17 protein-coding genes are annotated in these 16,906 nt (G+C 59.3%); 6 read left to right on the forward strand and 11 right to left on the reverse strand.

Features of this window, described 5'->3' with window-relative positions; all coding sequences use genetic code 11:
- Window positions 1–25 precede the first annotated feature (25 nt).
- Entirely contained in the window at window positions 26–898 is an 873-nt protein-coding gene (gene rsmI, locus QOM08_RS23230) for a 16S rRNA (cytidine(1402)-2'-O)-methyltransferase (protein WP_139049184.1), read from the reverse strand.
- A 209-nt stretch (window positions 899–1,107) separates the two neighbouring features.
- Here rsmI and QOM08_RS23235 point away from each other — a divergent pair, with 209 nt between their 5' ends.
- The 4 genes from QOM08_RS23235 (at window position 1,108) to QOM08_RS23250 (ending at window position 4,561) form a co-directional block, all read left to right on the forward strand.
- On the forward strand, window positions 1,108–2,919 hold the full coding sequence (locus QOM08_RS23235) for a penicillin-binding protein activator (protein ID WP_139049183.1): 1,812 nt from the start codon (window positions 1,108–1,110) through the stop codon (window positions 2,917–2,919).
- Window positions 2,919–3,281, forward strand: a complete 363-nt coding sequence (locus tag QOM08_RS23240) for a YraN family protein (protein WP_047228808.1) — start codon at window positions 2,919–2,921, stop codon at window positions 3,279–3,281. Before QOM08_RS23235 ends, QOM08_RS23240 begins: the two co-directional genes overlap by 1 nt.
- Before the next feature lie 111 nt (window positions 3,282–3,392).
- Entirely contained in the window at window positions 3,393–3,986 is a 594-nt protein-coding gene (locus QOM08_RS23245) for a phosphoheptose isomerase (protein ID WP_007928463.1), read from the forward strand.
- Window positions 3,983–4,561, forward strand: a complete 579-nt coding sequence (locus tag QOM08_RS23250) for a BON domain-containing protein (RefSeq protein WP_047228807.1) — start codon at window positions 3,983–3,985, stop codon at window positions 4,559–4,561. Before QOM08_RS23245 ends, QOM08_RS23250 begins: the two co-directional genes overlap by 4 nt.
- 1,029 nt (window positions 4,562–5,590) lie before the next feature.
- On the opposite strand, the gene QOM08_RS23255 is transcribed toward QOM08_RS23250, so the two are convergent.
- The 7 genes from QOM08_RS23255 to rplM all read right to left on the reverse strand — a co-directional run bounded on the left by QOM08_RS23255 (window position 5,591) and on the right by rplM (window position 10,465).
- On the reverse strand, window positions 5,591–6,004 hold the full coding sequence (locus QOM08_RS23255; protein ID WP_047228570.1) for a ClpXP protease specificity-enhancing factor: 414 nt from the start codon (window positions 6,002–6,004) through the stop codon (window positions 5,591–5,593).
- A gap of 16 nt (window positions 6,005–6,020) precedes the next feature.
- A complete protein-coding gene (locus QOM08_RS23260; protein ID WP_047228571.1) occupies window positions 6,021–6,638 on the reverse strand; it encodes a glutathione S-transferase N-terminal domain-containing protein in 618 nt (205 codons plus the stop codon).
- A 148-nt stretch (window positions 6,639–6,786) separates the two neighbouring features.
- Window positions 6,787–7,569, reverse strand: coding sequence for a cytochrome c1 (locus QOM08_RS23265; protein ID WP_047228572.1), 783 nt, complete (start codon window positions 7,567–7,569; stop codon window positions 6,787–6,789).
- Window positions 7,569–8,780, reverse strand: a complete 1,212-nt coding sequence (locus QOM08_RS23270; RefSeq protein ID WP_047228573.1) for a cytochrome b — start codon at window positions 8,778–8,780, stop codon at window positions 7,569–7,571. The genes QOM08_RS23265 and QOM08_RS23270 overlap by 1 nt, the downstream gene beginning before the upstream one ends.
- Window positions 8,780–9,373 (reverse strand): ubiquinol-cytochrome c reductase iron-sulfur subunit, encoded by a 594-nt coding sequence (petA, locus tag QOM08_RS23275; protein WP_047228574.1) that lies wholly within the window; start codon window positions 9,371–9,373, stop codon window positions 8,780–8,782. The genes QOM08_RS23270 and petA overlap by 1 nt, the downstream gene beginning before the upstream one ends.
- 256 nt (window positions 9,374–9,629) lie before the next feature.
- Complete coding sequence (rpsI, locus tag QOM08_RS23280; protein WP_003205364.1) at window positions 9,630–10,022, reverse strand: 30S ribosomal protein S9; 393 nt, start codon at window positions 10,020–10,022, stop codon at window positions 9,630–9,632.
- A gap of 14 nt (window positions 10,023–10,036) precedes the next feature.
- A complete protein-coding gene (gene rplM, locus QOM08_RS23285) occupies window positions 10,037–10,465 on the reverse strand; it encodes a 50S ribosomal protein L13 (protein ID WP_003205365.1) in 429 nt (142 codons plus the stop codon).
- A gap of 245 nt (window positions 10,466–10,710) precedes the next feature.
- Here rplM and QOM08_RS23290 point away from each other — a divergent pair, with 245 nt between their 5' ends.
- A complete protein-coding gene (locus QOM08_RS23290; RefSeq protein ID WP_316912193.1) occupies window positions 10,711–11,751 on the forward strand; it encodes an NADP(H)-dependent aldo-keto reductase in 1,041 nt (346 codons plus the stop codon).
- Between the two features lie 133 nt (window positions 11,752–11,884).
- Here the strand turns inward: QOM08_RS23290 and QOM08_RS23295 are convergent, their stop codons facing one another.
- Window positions 11,885–13,021 carry an acyl-CoA dehydrogenase family protein gene (locus tag QOM08_RS23295; protein ID WP_047228576.1) on the reverse strand — a complete coding sequence of 379 codons (1,137 nt, stop codon included), beginning with the start codon at window positions 13,019–13,021 and terminating at the stop codon, window positions 11,885–11,887.
- A 244-nt stretch (window positions 13,022–13,265) separates the two neighbouring features.
- Here QOM08_RS23295 and QOM08_RS23300 point away from each other — a divergent pair, with 244 nt between their 5' ends.
- Entirely contained in the window at window positions 13,266–14,162 is an 897-nt protein-coding gene (locus QOM08_RS23300) for a GlxA family transcriptional regulator (protein ID WP_188251021.1), read from the forward strand.
- 189 nt (window positions 14,163–14,351) lie between these two features.
- Here the strand turns inward: QOM08_RS23300 and zapE are convergent, their stop codons facing one another.
- On the reverse strand, window positions 14,352–15,446 hold the full coding sequence (gene zapE / locus QOM08_RS23305) for a cell division protein ZapE (RefSeq protein ID WP_047228578.1): 1,095 nt from the start codon (window positions 15,444–15,446) through the stop codon (window positions 14,352–14,354).
- A gap of 100 nt (window positions 15,447–15,546) precedes the next feature.
- Window positions 15,547–16,902 carry a tryptophan--tRNA ligase gene (locus QOM08_RS23310; RefSeq protein WP_188250940.1) on the reverse strand — a complete coding sequence of 452 codons (1,356 nt, stop codon included), beginning with the start codon at window positions 16,900–16,902 and terminating at the stop codon, window positions 15,547–15,549.
- Between the last annotated feature and the right edge of the window lie 4 nt (window positions 16,903–16,906).

Genomic DNA, 16,906 nt, shown 5'->3' on the forward strand with positions numbered 1-16,906 from the left:
CCTTGGCCAGCCCCGCGCCCCGGTTTCACTGGCCCTTCTGTTTTTCCAGCGCGACCTGATACAGGACGTTCTTACGCTCGCCGGTAATCTGCGCCGCGAGGGCGGCGGCGCGCTTGAGGGGCATTTCCTCAAGCAGCAGGTCCAGGATGCGCATCGCTTCACTGCTGACGGTCTCTTCATTGTCCGGCGCCGTCCAGCCCGCCACCAGCACGACGCATTCACCGCGCTGCTGGTTGCTATCGCCTTCGACGAAGGCGCGCAACTGCGCCAGCGGCAACCCCTTGAGGGTTTCGAAGGTTTTGGTCAGCTCTCTGGCGAGCAGCGCCGGGCGCTCCGGACCAAACACCAGCTCCATGTCCTGCAGGCATTCAAGGATGCGGTGCGGCGCCTCATAAAAGATCAACGTACGCGGCTCCTCCTTTATAGACTCCAGGCGCGCCCGTCGCCCCACCGCCTTGGCTGGCAGAAAACCTTCGAAAATGAAACGGTCCGACGGCAGGCCCGCCGCCGAAAGAGCTGCGATCAAGGCGCACGCCCCCGGCACCGGCACTACGTTGATGCCGGCCGCCCGAGCCTGGCGCACCAGGTGATAGCCAGGGTCGGAAATCAGCGGTGTACCCGCGTCGGAAATCAGCGCGACGTTATCGCCCGCCAACAAACGAGTGATAAAACGACTGCCTTCTTCCCGCTCGTTGTGCTCATGACAGGCCGCCAACGGCGTTGAAATGCCGAAATGTTGCAACAAGCGTTGAGAGTGGCGCGTATCTTCGGCCGCAATGAGGGCCACCTCCTGCAGGATTTTCAGCGCCCGGGCACTGATATCGTCCAGGTTGCCGATGGGCGTCGCCACCACATAAAGCGAGCCGGCAGCGGAATTCAAAGCACCTGGAGCAGTCAAAGCGCACACCTCATGATCGGTAAAACCGCCATTGTAGCGCGTAGTGTGCGTCACGACTGCCCGCAGCGCCTCGCTGTCCGGCGACCTGCCGTGCTGCGCCGCAACATTTGAAATACCTAAATTGATCGATTCACGCCACTAACATCGCGCCCCGGCCAGTGCTTGGGTACAATTCGACGCTAATTTGATCTCGTATCAGGAACATTTACATGATCGCTTGCCTGCGGCTGCTCTCCGCCCTCTGCCTCGCTGCCCTTCTGGCGGCCTGCGCCAGCTCGCCCTCCTCCAGCCTTGGCGAACTTCCACGGACCCCGGATGCCAGTATCGAGCAGTTGCTCGAACAGGCCACTCAAAGCAAAACCCCGGAAAAAGCCGCCCTGTTGCGCCTGAGTGCAGCAGACCTGGCCTACCGCCAGGGCAATGCCGGCCAGTCCGCGCAGATCCTGCAACAGGTGCCGATGGAGCAACTCAAGCCCGGCCAGCAGATTTTCGCCAGCACCCTGGCGGCCGAACTGGCAATGACGCGCAATCAACCCAAAGCAGCGCTGAGCGCCCTGAGCCACCCGAGCCTGCAGCACCTGGGCGAGCTACCGGTGGAACAGCAGGTCCGCACCGGCACCGTCCACGCCCGCGCCCTCGAGGCCGATGGCCAGACCCTGGCAGCCGCCAAGGAACGGATCTTCATTGCGCCCCTGCTTGAAAACGAAGCGGCGGCGAAAAACCACGAGGCGATCTGGTCGTTGATCGCCTCGCTGCCCACCGATCAACTGCAACCGACCACCACCGACGACCTGGGTGGCTGGCTGAGTTTGGCCCAGGCTGTAAAAACTGCCGGTACGCTGGAACAGCAACAGGCGGCTATCGACAGCTGGCGCGAGCAGAACCCCAAGCACCCGGCCGCGCTCCAGCTGCCGACGCCGCTGGTCAAGCTCAAGGAACTGGCGAGCCAACCCCTGAGCAAGATCGCCTTGCTGCTGCCCCAGGATGGCCCGCTGTCCTCGGTCGCAAGAGCTCTGCGCGAAGGTTTCATGGCTGCCCACTATCAGGCCCAACAGGCCGGGCAGAACCCGCCAAGCATTCAGTTTTATGACAGCTCGCGCCTGACCTCCCTGGATGATTTCTATCGCAAGGCGCAGGCCGACGGCGTGCAACTGGTGGTCGGCCCGCTGGAAAAACCCTTGGTCAAGCAGCTCAGCACCCGCCCGCAACTGCCGATCACGACCCTCGCGCTCAATTACAGCGAAGGCGAGCAAGGCCCGGCCCAACTGTTCCAGTTCGGCCTGGCCGCGGAAGACGAAGCCCGAGAAGTGTCGCGTCGCGCCCGTATGGACGGCCTGCATCGTGCTGCCGTCATGGTGCCAAAAGGTGAATGGGGCGATCGCGTCCTCAAAGCCTTCAGCGAGGACTGGCAGGCCAATGGCGGCACCATCATCGCTGTCGAACGTATCGATCAACCCGTACAACTGGCCCAGCAGATTGCCGACATGTTCCATCTGCGCCAGAGCGAAGGTCGCGCCAAGCGCCTGCAAAGCACAGTCGACACCGCCGTCGCGGCCCAGCCGTCCCGTCGCCAGGACATCGAATTCCTGTTCCTGGCCTCGACACCGCAACAGGCCCAGCAGATCAAGCCGACCCTGAACTTCCAGTACGCCGGCGACGTACCTGTGTACGCCACGTCGCATGTGTTCAGCGCCAGTGGCGACCAGAATCAGTACAACGACATGAGCGGCGTGCGCTTCTGCGAAACCCCGTGGCTGCTCGATGCCAACGACCCGCTGCGCAAGCAGGTCACCGCCCAGTGGCCCCAGGCCGGCGGTAGCCTGGGTCGGTTGTACGCGATGGGAGCGGATGCTTATCGTCTGGCTCCGCGCCTGGGTCAGCTAAAGACATTACCGGACACCCGCATCGAGGGGTTGTCGGGCAGCCTGGCAGTGTCGCAGTCCCAGCGCGTGCAACGTCAACTGCCGTGGGCCGAATTCGTCAACGGTCAGGTGCAGCGCCTGCCAGACACTCAGCGCTGATGCCTGACCGATCTCGCCAGCAAAGCGGACGGGATGCCGAGAGCCAGGCTCTCGCGCATCTTCAGCAACAAGGTCTGCGGCTGCTGGCGAAGAACTGGCTGTGTAAACGTGGCGAGCTTGATCTGGTCATGCTTGACGGCGATACAGTAGTATTCGTCGAAGTCCGCTACAGAAAAAATACTCAATGGGGTGGCGCGCTCGACAGCATCGATGCACGCAAGCGCCAGAAGCTGGTTTTCGCCGCGCAGTATTTCCTGCAAATCGAGTCTCGCTGGGCCGATCATCCCTGCCGCTTCGACGTGGTTGCCATCGACAGCAACGCCGATCAGTTGAACTGGTTGCAGAATGCCTTCGACAGTTGAACGTCAACACCCATGACGAGCCGAGCCGGACACCTTCACCCAATTTTTGCTCTTTGCTTTGCGCGCCGCACATGCTTGTGCCGATAAGCCGCGCTACTTAAGGTCACACAGATGGACATGCAATCGCGAATTCGCCAGCTTTTTCAGGCCAGTATCGACACCAAGCAACAGGCGATGGACGTACTTGCACCGCACATCGAGCAAGCCAGCCAAGTGATGGTCAACGCCCTGCTCAACGAAGGCAAAATGCTTTCGTGCGGCAATGGCGGTTCTGCCGGCGACGCCCAGCATTTCTCATCGGAGCTGCTCAACCGCTTCGAGCGCGAGCGCCCCAGCCTGCCGGCCATTGCATTGACCACCGACAGCTCGACGATCACCTCGATCGCCAATGACTACAGCTACAACGAAGTGTTCTCCAAACAGATCCGCGCCCTGGGCCAGCCCGGCGATGTGTTGCTGGCGATCTCCACCAGCGGCAACTCGGCCAATATTATTCAGGCGATCCAGGCCGCACATGATCGCGAAATGATTGTCGTAGCATTGACCGGTCGCGATGGCGGCGGCATGGCGTCACTGCTGTTGCCTGAGGACGTCGAGATTCGCGTACCGGCCAATGTCACTGCACGCATTCAGGAAGTCCATCTGCTGGCGATTCATTGTCTTTGCGACTTGATCGACAGCCAACTGTTCGGGAGTGAAGAATGACCCCTAATCGCCTAGGCCTTCTGGCCCTGACCCTGTGCCTCGGCATCAGCGGCTGCACATCGGTGGTTAACGCCAGCCGGGAAAAGCCGATTGAAGACGACCGCGGCACCCGCACCTTCGGCAGCAAGATCGACGATTCGTTGATCGAAACCAAGGCAGGCGTGAACATCGCCAAGGCCGACCCGGACCTGGACAACAACTCGCACATCGTCGTCACCAGCTTCAACGGTGTCGTGCTGCTGGCAGGCCAGACCCCACGCGCGGACCTCAAGGCCAAGGCCGAACAGGCTGCAAGCGCCGTGCAGCGGGTCAAGACCGTGCACAACGAACTGCAGGTCCTGCCACCTTCCTCGTTGCTGGCGCGTCAGAACGATGCCTGGCTGACTACCAAGATCAAGACGCAGATGCTCACCGACGCCAGCATTCCCGGCTCGCGCATCAAGGTCGTGACTGAGAATGGCATCGTCTATCTGCTGGGGCTGCTGACCAAGCAGGAGGCTGCGCAGGCGACCAATCTGGTGCAAGGGGTTTCCGGGGTGCAGAAGATCGTCAAGTTGTTTGAGTACATTGACTGATACTGAACTTCAGGTACTCAAGAAAAACGGCGCTTCTTCCGAGACGGAAAGCGCCGTTTTTTTTGGCTTCATTTTTTTTTGGGGGGGGTGATTGGTGTGTATATCCGTTGTTGCGGTAACGGCTGCTTATGGTTCCGCTCTTACAGCGGGTCACTTTCGAAGAGCGCGAAAGTAACCAAAGCGCTCCTGCCCCACCACTCGGTGCCTCGCCTAGGCTCGGCATGCCTTCACTCCGGCATTGGTTCGTGGGCCCGCCGCGAAGGGCCATCCATGGCCCAGCGCGGCTAACCCGGCATCCATGCCGGGTTACCCACGAACCAATGCCTGCGTTCAGCCAGCGTGGTTAACGGGGCGCCCAAGATCAACGTCCACCGCGAGGCGGCCTGACAGCCGGCCTGGTTTGGGGGTATAGCGTTTCCCCAGTGGGAGCGAGCTTGCTCGCGAAAGTGGAGGGTCAGTTTACAGTGATGCTTGGATGTACCGGCGTCATCGCGAGCAGGCTCGCTCCCACAGGTTTTGTGTCACTTGCAAATACTGTGAGAACACACAAATCAATGTGGGAGCGAGCCTGCTCGCGATAGCGGTAGTTCAGCCAAATAGATACTGGCATCTACCCCGCTCTTGCTCTTGCTCTGCTTTTGATCTTGATCTTGATCTCGACGCCCCGTTAAACCACGCTGGCCGAACGCAGGCATTGCGCAGTGGGCATCCCGGCATGGATGCCGGGATAGCCGCGCTGGGCCATGGATGGCCCTTCGCGGCGGGCCCACGAAGCAATGCAGGAGTGAGGGCACACCGAGCCTAAGCGAGGTGCCGAGTGGTGGGGCAAAGCGCTTTGGTTACTTTCGCGCTCTTCGAAAGTGACCCGCCGTAAGGGCGGAACCATAAGCAGCCGTTACCGAAGAAATGGATATACACACCAACCATGACACTACAAAAAAATGCCCACATCTCACGATACGGGCATTTTCTTAACCAAGTTGCGACACCCGGCTTATGGCTGGATGGCTTTTTTCATACCCCGGCCACTTATTTCACCACTTTCAAACTAGGCCGCCCGCTAGGACGCGGCGGCTCGTCATCCGGTGGCGGCAGGTCATCATCAGCCTCGAACTCTTCTTCGCCATCCAACGGCGATTCCAGCTCGAACACCATACCCTGACCATTCTCCCGGGCATAAATCCCCAGGATCGAGGCGATAGGCACGTACAGGGTGTGCGGCACACCCCCGAAGCGTCCCTCGAAACTGACCGCATCATTGTCCATGTGCAGGTGACGCACGGCGGCCGGTGATACGTTCAAGACAATTTGCCCATCGTTGGCAAAACCCTGCGGCACCTGCACCGATGGATACTCGGCGTTGACCAGCATGTGCGGGGTGCAATCGTTGTCCACAATCCACTCATAGAGCGCGCGGACCAGATAAGGTCGACTGGAGTTCATAGCGGCTCCCTAAGCCTTAGCGCATGTCACGTTCGACACCAGACAGACTCGCCTGGAATGCCTCACGCGCAAATTGGCGCTCCATATAATCAAGCAACGGCTTGGCAGGCCGCGGCAGTTCAATACCCAGAATCGGCAAACGCCAGAGTATTGGCAATAGGCAGCAATCCACCAGGCTTTGTTCCTCACTGAGGAAGAATGGCTTGTCGATGAACAGCGGCGATACGCCAGTCAGGCTTTCACGCAATTCTTTGCGCGCCACGACCCGCGCAGGCTCCTTGGTTCGTGAATCCAGGATCAGGTCCACCAACCCGCACCAGTCACGCTGGATGCGATGGATCAGCAAACGGCTGTTGGCCCGCGCAACAGGATATACCGGCAGTAAAGGCGGATGCGGATAACGCTCATCCAGGTATTCCATCACCACTGTCGACTCCCACAATGCCAGGTCACGATCGACCAGCGTGGGCAGGCTGCCGTAAGGGTTCACTTCGATCAGCTTCGGCGGCTGACGGCCCGCTTCGACGTAAATGATCTCGGCGCTGACACCCTTCTCTGCCAGTACGATGCGTACCCGGTGGGAGTAGTGGTCGGCGGGGTCGGAGTAACAGGCCAACCGATTGGTCACGCCCATGGCGATCCTCCTCGCTTGTTGAAATTATCGAAAAACGGAAAAACGAGCGCGCCCAAAGGGCGCCTCTCGTAACACCCGGCGGACCAGGTTCGTTACATCCAGAGACGCCCTTGGGCGCGCACGATTAACAGCAACGGTTACAGCTTTATCAATGCACGTCTTTCCAGTATTCGCGCTTGAGCAGGTAAGCGAATACGAAGAAGAACGCCAAATACAGCAACACATAAGTACCGATGCGCTGATGTTCCAGCTTCACCGGGTTGGCTGAGTAGGCCAGGAAGGTCACCAGATTCTTGACCTTCTCGTCGAACTGCTCTTCAGTCAGGCTGCCGGTGTTCGGCAACACGGTCAGCTGATCGCAGGCTTCGTGAGTCAAAGCGGTGCCGGTCAGGGGATCGTATTGCTTCTTGCCGTCCTCGACGATTTGAACCTGTTTGCAGCCTACCACCTGGCGACCCTGCAGGCCGACCAGAACGTTTGGCATGCCGACGTTCGGGAAGACCTTGTTGTTCACGCCCCAAGGACGCGCAGGATCTTCATAGAACGAACGCAGGTAACCGTAGAGCCAGTCGGTGCCACGCACGCGTGCCACCAGGGTCAGGTCGGGCGGTGCAGCCCCGAACCAGGTCTTGGCGTCTGCCGGCTGCATGCCGATGTTCATGTGATCGCCCAGCTTGGCGCCAGTGAACACCAGCTTCTCGAGCATCAACTCATGGGGAATGCCCAGGTCATCAGCTACGCGCTCGTAACGCTGGAACTTGGCGCTGTGGCAGCCCATGCAGTAGTTGGCGAACGTACGCGCGCCATCCTGCATGGCAGCTTTGTCGGAAACGTCGATGTCGACTTTTTCCAGCTCAGGACCACCGGATGCGGACGCAAAGGACAGTACAGGCATAGCAGCAAGAATCAGTACAGAAAATAGCTTTTTCATCAGCCAGTCACCCTTTCCGGAACCGGTTTGGTCTTCTCGAGCCTGGTGTAGAACGGCATCAGAATGAAGTAGGCGAAGTACAGGAAGGTGCAGACCTGCGACAGCAGCGTCCGGCCCGGCGTTGGAGCGAGTACGCCCAGCACACCCAGGATCACGAACGAGATGCAGAACACCCAGAGCCAGATTTTGCTCAGCCAGCCTTTGTAGCGCATCGACTTGACCGGACTGCGGTCCAGCCACGGCAGGACGAACAGCACGGCGATCGCCGCCCCCATGGCAATGACGCCCAGCAGCTTGTCTGGAACCGCCCGCAAAATCGCGTAGAACGGCGTGAAGTACCAGACCGGAGCAATGTGCTCAGGGGTCTTGAAGGCGTTCGCCTGCTCGAAGTTAGGCTTCTCGAGGAAGTAACCACCCATCTCTGGGAAGAAGAACACGATGGAGCAGAAGATGAACAGGAACACTACCACGCCGACGATATCTTTGACGGTGTAGTACGGGTGGAAGGCGATGCCGTCCAGCGGTACACCGTTTTCGTCCTTGTACTTCTTGATGTCCACGCCATCGGGGTTGTTCGAGCCAACTTCGTGCAGCGCCAGGATGTGCAGCACCACCAGACCGAGGATCACGATCGGCAGGGCCACCACATGCAAGGCGAAGAAGCGGTTCAGGGTAATGCCCGAGATCAGGTAGTCACCACGAATCCACTGGGTCAGGTCATCACCGATGACCGGGATTGCACCGAACAGCGAGATGATCACCTGGGCGCCCCAGTAGGACATCTGACCCCACGGCAGCAGATAGCCCATGAAGGCTTCCGCCATGAGTGCCAGGTAGATCAGCATGCCGAAGACCCACACCAGCTCCCGTGGCTTCTGGTACGAACCGTAGAGCAGACCACGGAACATATGCAGGTAAACCACAATGAAGAACGCCGAAGCGCCGGTGGAGTGCAGCAGACGCAGGATCGAGCCGTACTCGACGTCGCGCATGATGTACTCGACGGAGGCAAACGCTTCTTCCGCCGAAGGGGTGTAGCTCATGGTCAGCCAGACACCGGTGACGATCTGGTTGACCAGAACGAGCAATGCCAGGGAGCCAAAGAAGTAGAAGAAGTTGAAGTTTTTCGGAGCGTAATACTTGCTGAGATGGTCTTCCCACATTTTGGTCGCGGGAAAGCGCGCATCAACCCAATCCATGAATTTGCTCATCACGCTGTCTCCGTATCGACGCCAACGACAATGATGTCGTCGGTCTCATAGGAATGCGGGGGAACTGGCAGGTTCAGAGGTGCAGGCTGCGATTTGTAGACGCGACCCGCCAGGTCGTAGTGGGAGCCGTGGCAAGGGCAGAAATAACCACCGACCCAGTCCTTGCCCAAGTCGGCAGGGGCTACCTCAGGACGGAACGTTGGCGAGCAACCCAGGTGCGTACAAATCCCGATCAGCAGCAGGACTTGCGGCTTGATCGAGCGTGTCTCCGGATCGACATAGGTCGGTTGCGTCGAGTTCTTGGAGGTAGGGTCAGACAACTGGCCCTCGATCTTTTTCAGATTCCCCAGGATTTCCTCTGTACGGCGGACGATGAACACCGGCTGACCGCGCCACTCAGCAATCATCTGCTGGCCTGGCTCGATCTTGCTGACATCCACTTTCACCGGTGCACCTGCGGCTTTCGCCTTGGCACTGGGAAACCATGACCCCACGAACGGGACCGCAGCCCCCACCGCTCCTGCAGCACCCACCACGGATGTGGCTGCTACCAGGAAGCGACGCCGGCCTGCATTCACGCCGTCATTGCTCATTCAGTCCTCTCCCATCAGCTTTGTGGCCTGTTAAATCAGGCGTCTACTAAGTAAAAATCTGAACTTATAAAAATTTTGCCGAATGGTAATGAAAAGCCCCAGTTCTGACAAGGTAATTACCAAGCGACCCAACCGCCAAGCCTTGTAGTATAGGGGCTTCACGGATGTGGCAAGTTGTCACAGCATAAATCTTTCGCGCATAAAAAAACGCCCAGCTCCGTGAGGAACTGGGCGCCTTTTGAACGCGAAAGCGAAATTAACGCTTCGAGTACTGCGGACGCTTACGCGCTTTACGCAGACCGACTTTCTTACGTTCAACTTCACGAGCATCGCGAGTTACGAAGCCGGCTTTGCGCAGTGCACCGCGCAGAGTTTCGTCGTAATCCATCAGGGCGCGAGTGATGCCGTGGCGGATTGCGCCAGCCTGACCACTTACACCACCACCGATAACAGTGACGTAGATGTCGAATTTTTCGACGGTCTCGGTCAGTTCCAGCGGCTGACGAACTACCATGCGGGCAGTTTCGCGGCCGAAGAAGTTATCCAGGGAGCGGTTGTTGATGGAGATGTTACCAGTGCCCGGACGCAGGAAAACGCGTGCGGTTGCAGTCTTGCGACGGCCAGTGCCGTAATTTTGAGTCGCCGACATAATGAACTATTCCGTTAAAACTTCAGTTCTTGGGGCTGCTGAGCAGTATGAGGGTGAGCAGCGCCCGCATAAACCTTCAGCTTACGATACATGTCGCGACCCAGTGGGTTTTTAGGCAGCATGCCTTTAACCGCGGTCTCGATCACGCGCTCAGGGGCTTTGGCGATCAGCTTTTCGAAGTTGATCGACTTGATGCCGCCAGGAAAACCGGAGTGGGAGTAGTACATTTTGTCAGTGGTTTTAGCGCCAGTAACACGTACTTGCTCAGCGTTGATGACGACGATGTAGTCACCGGTGTCGACGTGAGGAGTGTACTCAGGCTTGTGCTTGCCACGCAGACGGCTCGCGATTTCGGTGGCCAGACGACCCAGGGTCTGACCAGCAGCGTCGACGACAAACCAGTCGCGCTTTACTGTTTCCGGTTTAGCAGTAAAAGTTTTCATTCTTTATAGCCTCAGGGGCCGCCCTGTAAATTAGACGGCGGATCTTACTGAATAGTGCGTACTTTGACAAGTCAAAGGCAGCCGGATACAGACGCTTTCGGGGGCTCGGGTCGGCGCGTCCGTTCAACGGCAAGATTCTTCGGCGGCGGCGCATCACTTCCACTGCAGAAAGAGGTGCGCAATTATGCAGATTGCGAAAAATAATTCAACCTGCTTTTATGATTGTTTTGCCCAAGGAGTTCCCGATGGATTATCGCCAGCTAGGCCGTACCGATCTAAACGTGAGCGCCCTGTGCCTCGGAACCATGACCTGGGGTGAGCAGAACAGCGAGGCCGAGGCCTTCGCCCAGATCGAACGCGCCAAGGGTGCCGGGATCAATTTCATCGACACCGCCGAGATGTATCCGGTACCGCCGAAGGCCGAGACCTACGCCACCACCGAGCGCTACATCGGCAATTATTTCAAGAGCCGCGGCGACCGTGCCGACTGGATCCTGGCGAGCAAGATCGCAGGCCCCGGAAACACCATCGACTACATCCGCGACAAAAACCTCAAGCACAACCGCCGCCATATCGTCGAAGCGGTGGACGCCAGCCTCAAGCGCCTGCAGACCGACTGGATCGATCTCTACCAACTGCACTGGCCGGAACGCAGCACCAATTACTTCGGCCAGTTGGGCTACCAGCACAAGGCCGACGAAGATTTCACCCCGCTGGAGGAAACCCTCGAGGCCCTGGACGAGCAGGTCCGGGCCGGCAAGATCCGCCACATCGGCCTGTCCAACGAAACGCCGTGGGGCACCATGAAATTCCTCGCCCTGGCCGAAGCCCGTGGCTGGCCGCGGGCAGTGTCGATCCAGAACCCCTACAACCTGCTCAACCGCAGTTTCGAGATCGGGCTTTCGGAAATCGCCATCCGCGAACAGTGTGGCCTGCTGGCTTACTCGCCATTAGCGTTCGGTTTCCTGTCGGGCAAGTATGAAGGCGGCGCACGGCCAGCCAAGGGCCGCTTGACGCTCTACAGCCGCTTCATGCGCTATTTCAATCCACAATCGGAAGCCGCGTGCAGCCGTTATGTGGCCCTGGCGCGGGAACACGGCCTGGACCCGGCGCAGATGGCCCTGGCCTTCGTTACCCGACAACCATTCGTGACCAGCAACATCATTGGCGCCACCACGCTGGAGCAACTGGACAGCAACATCGCCAGCTTCGACCTGAAGCTGTCCGATGAAGTGCTGGCGGGGATCGAGGCGATCCACAAGGATCAGCCAAACCCGGCGCCTTGATCAGTTCATAGCCCCCATCGCGAGCAAGCTCGCTCCCACATTGGATTTATGTCTGACCACAACATTGTGATCGACACAGAGCCTATGTGGGAGCGAGCCTGCTCGCGATAGCGGTCTAACAGTCACTACGACATCAAAGCGACCGCGCAATAATTTCCTTCATGATTTCATTGGTCCCGGCATAGATGCGCTGCACCCGCGCGTCGGCCCACGCCCTGGCGACCGGGTATTCCCACATGAACCCGTAGCCGCCATGCAACTGCACGCATTCGTCGAGCACCTTGCACTGCAGGTCGGTGCCCCAGTACTTGGCCATCGCCGCCGTCGGCACGTCGAGCTTGCCTTGCAGATGCAGTTCCAGGCAGCGGTCGACGAAGACCCGACCGATCTGGATCTCGGTCGCCATTTCCGCCAGTTTGAACCGGGTGTTCTGGAAGTCCGCGATGGATTTACCAAAAGCCTTGCGCTCGCGGGTGTAGTCCAGCGTCCATTGCAGCGCCGCTTCGGCCGACGCCAGGCCGCCAATAGCCACCGTCAGGCGTTCCTGGGGCAGTTCCTGCATCAGGTAGGCAAAGCCCATCCCGGCCTGCCCCAGCAGGTTTTCCTTGGGCACGCGAACATCCTGGAAGAACAGCTCCGAAGTGTCCTGAGCCTTCATCCCGACCTTCTCCAGGCGCTTGCCTTTTTCGAAGCCAGGTGTGCCCGCTTCCACCAGGAACAGACTGGTGCCCTTGGCGCCTGCCTTCGGATCGGTCTTGGCAACCACAATCACCAGATCGGCCAGAAAGCCGTTGGTGATAAAGGTCTTCGAGCCGTTGATGATGTACTCATCACCCTCCAGCACCGCCGTGGTCTTCACGCCTTGCAGGTCGGAACCGGCGCCCGGCTCGGTCATGGCGATGGCCGTGACCATCTCACCAGACACCAGTTTGGGCAGGTACTTGTGTTTTAGCGCTTCGCTGCCGTAGTGCAGGATGTAGGGCGCCACGATGTCGGAGTGCAGCGAGAAGCCGATGCCCGTCAGCCCCAGCCTTCCAATTTCTTCAATCACCACGGTGCTGTAGAGAAAATCGGCATCCAGCCCGCCATAAGCCTCTGGCAGATGCGAGCACAACATCCCCGCCTCCCCCGCCTTGTTCCACAACTGACGATCCACATGACCCTGTTTTTCCCACTGGCTGTGGTACGGCACCGCTTCTTTTTCGAGGAAGGTTCGTACGCTGTCGCGAAACAGTTCGTGTTCGGAACTGAACAGGGTTCTGGGGATCATGGCGCACCTTTGCATTATTGTTCGAGGGGTTATCCAACAGAGCCTAAGCCTGCGAGGGATGACAGGACACTGGACACATCCGACAAAAAATAAGACGATCCAGCCGTCTGGTGACCACTTTCCCCTATAAAAATAAAGATCAACTATGTCCAAGCACATCTCCACGCCCTTGCGGCGCGTCAGCATCCTGGCTATCGACCGGGTTTTCGCTTCCACCCTCATGCAAGCCAAGGATTTTTTCCACCTGGCCAGCCTGCGCTACGGCAAACAACTGGGCCACGGCCTGACACCGGCGTTCGAAACGCGGCTGGTCAGCCCCGACGGCAAACCGGTGAACAGCTTCAGCGACGTGATCATGCCGGTGGACGGCGGCCTGGAAAATACCGATGTGATCATCCTCCCGGCTTTTTGGGATGATTTCGCCACCCTCTGCCAACGTTACCCGCAGGTCCTGCCCTGGCTGCGGGAACAGCATGCCCGTGGCGCAGTGCTCTGCGGCGAGGCGACCGGGGTGTTCTGGCTGGCCGAGGCCGGGCTGCTCGATGGCAAGGAAGCCACCACGTACTGGCGGTTCTTCAACGCCTTCAAGGAGCGCTTCCCCCAGGTCCACCTCAACCAGGACAAGCACCTGACCGACGCCGACAACCTGTTCTGCGCTGGCGGCACGACCTCGGCCTGCGACCTCTATATCTACCTCATCGAACGGTTCTGCGGCGCCAACGTGGCCCAGGCCGTGGCACGAGACATTCTCTATGAAGTGCAGCGCAGCTACTCACCGGGAAGAATCGGTTTCGGGGGCCAGAAACTGCATCAGGATGTGATCATCCTGCAGATCCAGCACTGGCTCGAAGAACACTTCGCCGACAAGTTCCGCTTTGAGGACGTCGCTCGGGAGCACGGTATGAGCATCCGCAACTTCATGCGCCGCTTCCAGACCGCCACGGGGGACAAACCGCTGCATTACCTGCAACGGCTGCGTATAGAAACCGCCAAGGGCTTGTTGTCCGGCAGCCGCAAAAGCATCAAGACCATCAGCTATGAAGTCGGCTACGACGATGCAAGCTTCTTCGCACGGCTGTTCCGCCAACATACCGAGTTATCGCCGAACCAGTATCGACAGCAATTTCAGCAGGCGGCGTGAATCAAGGGTTGAATACAGTCCAATGTGGGAGCGAGCCTGCTCGCGATAGCGGTGTATCAGTCAACATCAATGCTGGCTGCCACACCGCTATCGCGAGCAGGCTCGCTCCCACAGGGTTATGCGGTGCGCCGTTGAGCTCGCACGCGCAAAAAAGGCCTGCAATTGCAGGCCTTTTTTATCCGAACCGGATTACGGCTTATGCGCCCGCGCCAGGAATTCGTGTGATTGCATTTCCAGCAACCGACTCAAGGTTCGCTGGAACTCAAAGGTCAGGCGACCGCCGGTGTAGAGATCCTTGAGTTCGACTTCGGCCGAAATGATCAGCTTCACGTTCCGGTCGTAGAACTCGTCGACCATGTTGATGAACCGGCGGGCAATGTCGTCGGTGGTGACGCTCATTTGCTCCACGTTGCTGAGCAGTACCGCGTGGAAGATCTTGCCCAGCTCGATGTAGTCGTTCTGGCTACGAGGGCCATCGCACAGTTCACGAAAGTCGAACCAGGCCACGTCATCGCAGGTCCGCACGGCGCGGATCTGGCGATTCTCGATGACCAACACATCATTTTCGACCGCCTGGGTGCATTCCGGCGTCAGGGCCCGGAAGCTCTTGCGCAGGCTTTCTTCAGCTGCGGCGTCCAGGGGGAAGTGAAACAGCTCCGCCTGCTCCAGGTGACGCAGGCGATAGTCCACCCCGCTGTCGACGTTGACGATGTCGGTGTGTTCCTTGATCAGCGCAATGGCCGGCAGGAAGCGCGCGCGTTGCAGGCCGTCCTTGTAAAGGCCGTCCGGCACGATGTTCGAGGTGGCGACCAAAGTCACGCCGTTCTTGAACAACTCCTCCATCAAGGTGCCGAGAATCATGGCGTCGGTGATGTCGGAAACGAAAAACTCATCGAAGCAGATCACCCGGGTCTCGTCGGAGAACCGCTTGGCGATGATGGTCAGCGGATTCTTCTCGCCGCCCAGCGTCTTCATTTCTTCATGCACACGCTTCATGAAGCGGTGGAAGTGCGTCCGTGTCTTCTCCTTGAACGGCAACGCCTCGAAGAAGGTGTCGACCAGGTAGGTTTTACCACGGCCGACACCGCCCCAGAAATACAGGCCCTTGACCGGGACCTGATCCTTCTTGCCGAACAGTTTGCCCAACAAGCCCGGCTTGTTGTTCGACGCGGCGACCAGATCGTCGTACAGGCGCTGCAAATGCCGCACTGCCGTTTCCTGGGCTGCGTCGTGGAAGAACTCCGGGCGTTTCAGATCAGCTTGATATCGTTCTAGGGGCGTCATATTCGTTAGCAAGGCAACAAAAACGGGCCGTCACTGTAGCGACGGCCCGCGGGAATGGCAATCGGCCCTTATTCGAGCCGATGGTCGGAATAGCCCCGGTTCAGTCCTGAACTGGCGTCAGGGCCACGCGCAAAGCCTCGATGGCAGCATCCCGAGCGGCGCTGTCCGCAAAGGCCGGACTGTCGGCCACACAGGCGCCGTCAAGCCAGACACTGAAGCTCAGCTCGTCGCTGCGCACGTCCAGGGGCTGGCCGGCTTGAAGTTGCTTGGTGACCTGGCCCGCGGTCTTGCCATCGGCAAAATTGCGCGACAACACCAATTGCTCGCCATCGGCGGCCAGCAGACGGAAGCGGAAACTGCCGTCGTCTTCGCGAAAGCTCACGAAACGTGCGGCTTTGGCCACTTTCTTTTTCGTGCTGGTCGCCACCTGAACCTGGCTGACAAACGAACGCAGGCCGACGGCTTCGCGCAGTTCGTTGAGGAACGGTGTGGCCACGGCCCGGGCTTTTTTCGCGCCCAGTTGCAGGATGTCTTCAAGGTCCGCCGGGCGTTCGATCAACTGGTGATAACGTTCGCGGGACTCGCCCAGTTCACTGTCGAGCAATTGGAACAGGCGGTTCTTGGCTTCGCCCCAACCCAGGCCCTGCAGCAGTTCGCTGCGGAACTCGTCGGACTGCGCTGGCGTGGCGAAGGCCTGGAACAAGGTGAACAGGTGGGAATTGTCCGGATCCTTGGCTTCGCCCGGTGCGCGGGAGTCGGTGACGATCCGCGAGATCGCGTCCTTCATGTCCTTGGCGCTGCTGAACAACGGGATGGTGTTGTCATAGCTCTTGGACATCTTGCGGCCATCAAGGCCCGGCAGGGTGGCGACGCTCTCCTCGATCAGCGCCTCGGGCATGGTGAAAAACTCCTTGCCCTGGCCGAACAGATGGTTGAAGCGCTGGCCGATGTCGCGGGCCATTTCCACGTGCTGGATCTGGTCGCGACCGACCGGCACCTTGTGGGCGTTGAACATCAGGATGTCCGCGGCCATCAGCACCGGGTAGCTGTACAGCCCCATGGTGATGCCGGCATCCGGGTCTTCGCCGACCTCGACGTTTTTGTCCACCGACGCCTTGTAGGCGTGGGCGCGATTGAGCAGCCCCTTGGCGGCGACGCAGGTCAGCAGCCAGGTCAGTTCCGGAATTTCGGGAATGTCGGACTGGCGATAGAAGGTCACGCGGTCCACATCCAGGCCACCGGCAAGCCAGGTCGCTGCGATTTCCAGGCGCGAGCGCTGGATGCGCAACGGGTCATCGCATTTGATCAAGGCGTGGTAGTCGGCCAGGAAATAGAACGAATCGGCGTTGGTGTCGCGGCTGGCGAGGATCGCCGGACGGATAGCGCCGGCGTAGTTGCCCAGGTGCGGGGTGCCGGTGGTGGTGATGCCGGTCAGGATGCGGGTACGAGTCGTCATGGGT

This window comes from Pseudomonas sp. P105 (genome assembly GCF_032614175.1).
GTDB lineage: Bacteria > Pseudomonadota > Gammaproteobacteria > Pseudomonadales > Pseudomonadaceae > Aquipseudomonas > Aquipseudomonas rhizophila.

Bases quoted from the DNA above. Each gene is read 5' to 3' on its own strand.
- QOM08_RS23235 (WP_139049183.1), top strand. From the start codon at position 1,108: ATGATCGCTTGCCTGCGGCTGCTCTCCGCCCTCTGCCTCGCTGCCCTT.
- QOM08_RS23240 (WP_047228808.1), top strand. From the start codon at position 2,919: ATGCCTGACCGATCTCGCCAGCAAAGCGGACGGGATGCCGAGAGCCAG.
- QOM08_RS23245 (WP_007928463.1), top strand. From the start codon at position 3,393: ATGGACATGCAATCGCGAATTCGCCAGCTTTTTCAGGCCAGTATCGAC.
- QOM08_RS23250 (WP_047228807.1), top strand. From the start codon at position 3,983: ATGACCCCTAATCGCCTAGGCCTTCTGGCCCTGACCCTGTGCCTCGGC.
- QOM08_RS23255 (WP_047228570.1), bottom strand. From the start codon at position 6,004: ATGAACTCCAGTCGACCTTATCTGGTCCGCGCGCTCTATGAGTGGATT.
- QOM08_RS23260 (WP_047228571.1), bottom strand. From the start codon at position 6,638: ATGGGCGTGACCAATCGGTTGGCCTGTTACTCCGACCCCGCCGACCAC.
- QOM08_RS23265 (WP_047228572.1), bottom strand. From the start codon at position 7,569: ATGAAAAAGCTATTTTCTGTACTGATTCTTGCTGCTATGCCTGTACTG.
- QOM08_RS23270 (WP_047228573.1), bottom strand. From the start codon at position 8,780: ATGAGCAAATTCATGGATTGGGTTGATGCGCGCTTTCCCGCGACCAAA.
- petA (WP_047228574.1), bottom strand. From the start codon at position 9,373: ATGAGCAATGACGGCGTGAATGCAGGCCGGCGTCGCTTCCTGGTAGCA.
- rpsI (WP_003205364.1), bottom strand. From the start codon at position 10,022: ATGTCGGCGACTCAAAATTACGGCACTGGCCGTCGCAAGACTGCAACC.
- rplM (WP_003205365.1), bottom strand. From the start codon at position 10,465: ATGAAAACTTTTACTGCTAAACCGGAAACAGTAAAGCGCGACTGGTTT.
- QOM08_RS23290 (WP_316912193.1), top strand. From the start codon at position 10,711: ATGGATTATCGCCAGCTAGGCCGTACCGATCTAAACGTGAGCGCCCTG.
- QOM08_RS23295 (WP_047228576.1), bottom strand. From the start codon at position 13,021: ATGATCCCCAGAACCCTGTTCAGTTCCGAACACGAACTGTTTCGCGAC.
- zapE (WP_047228578.1), bottom strand. From the start codon at position 15,446: ATGACGCCCCTAGAACGATATCAAGCTGATCTGAAACGCCCGGAGTTC.
- QOM08_RS23310 (WP_188250940.1), bottom strand. From the start codon at position 16,902: ATGACGACTCGTACCCGCATCCTGACCGGCATCACCACCACCGGCACC.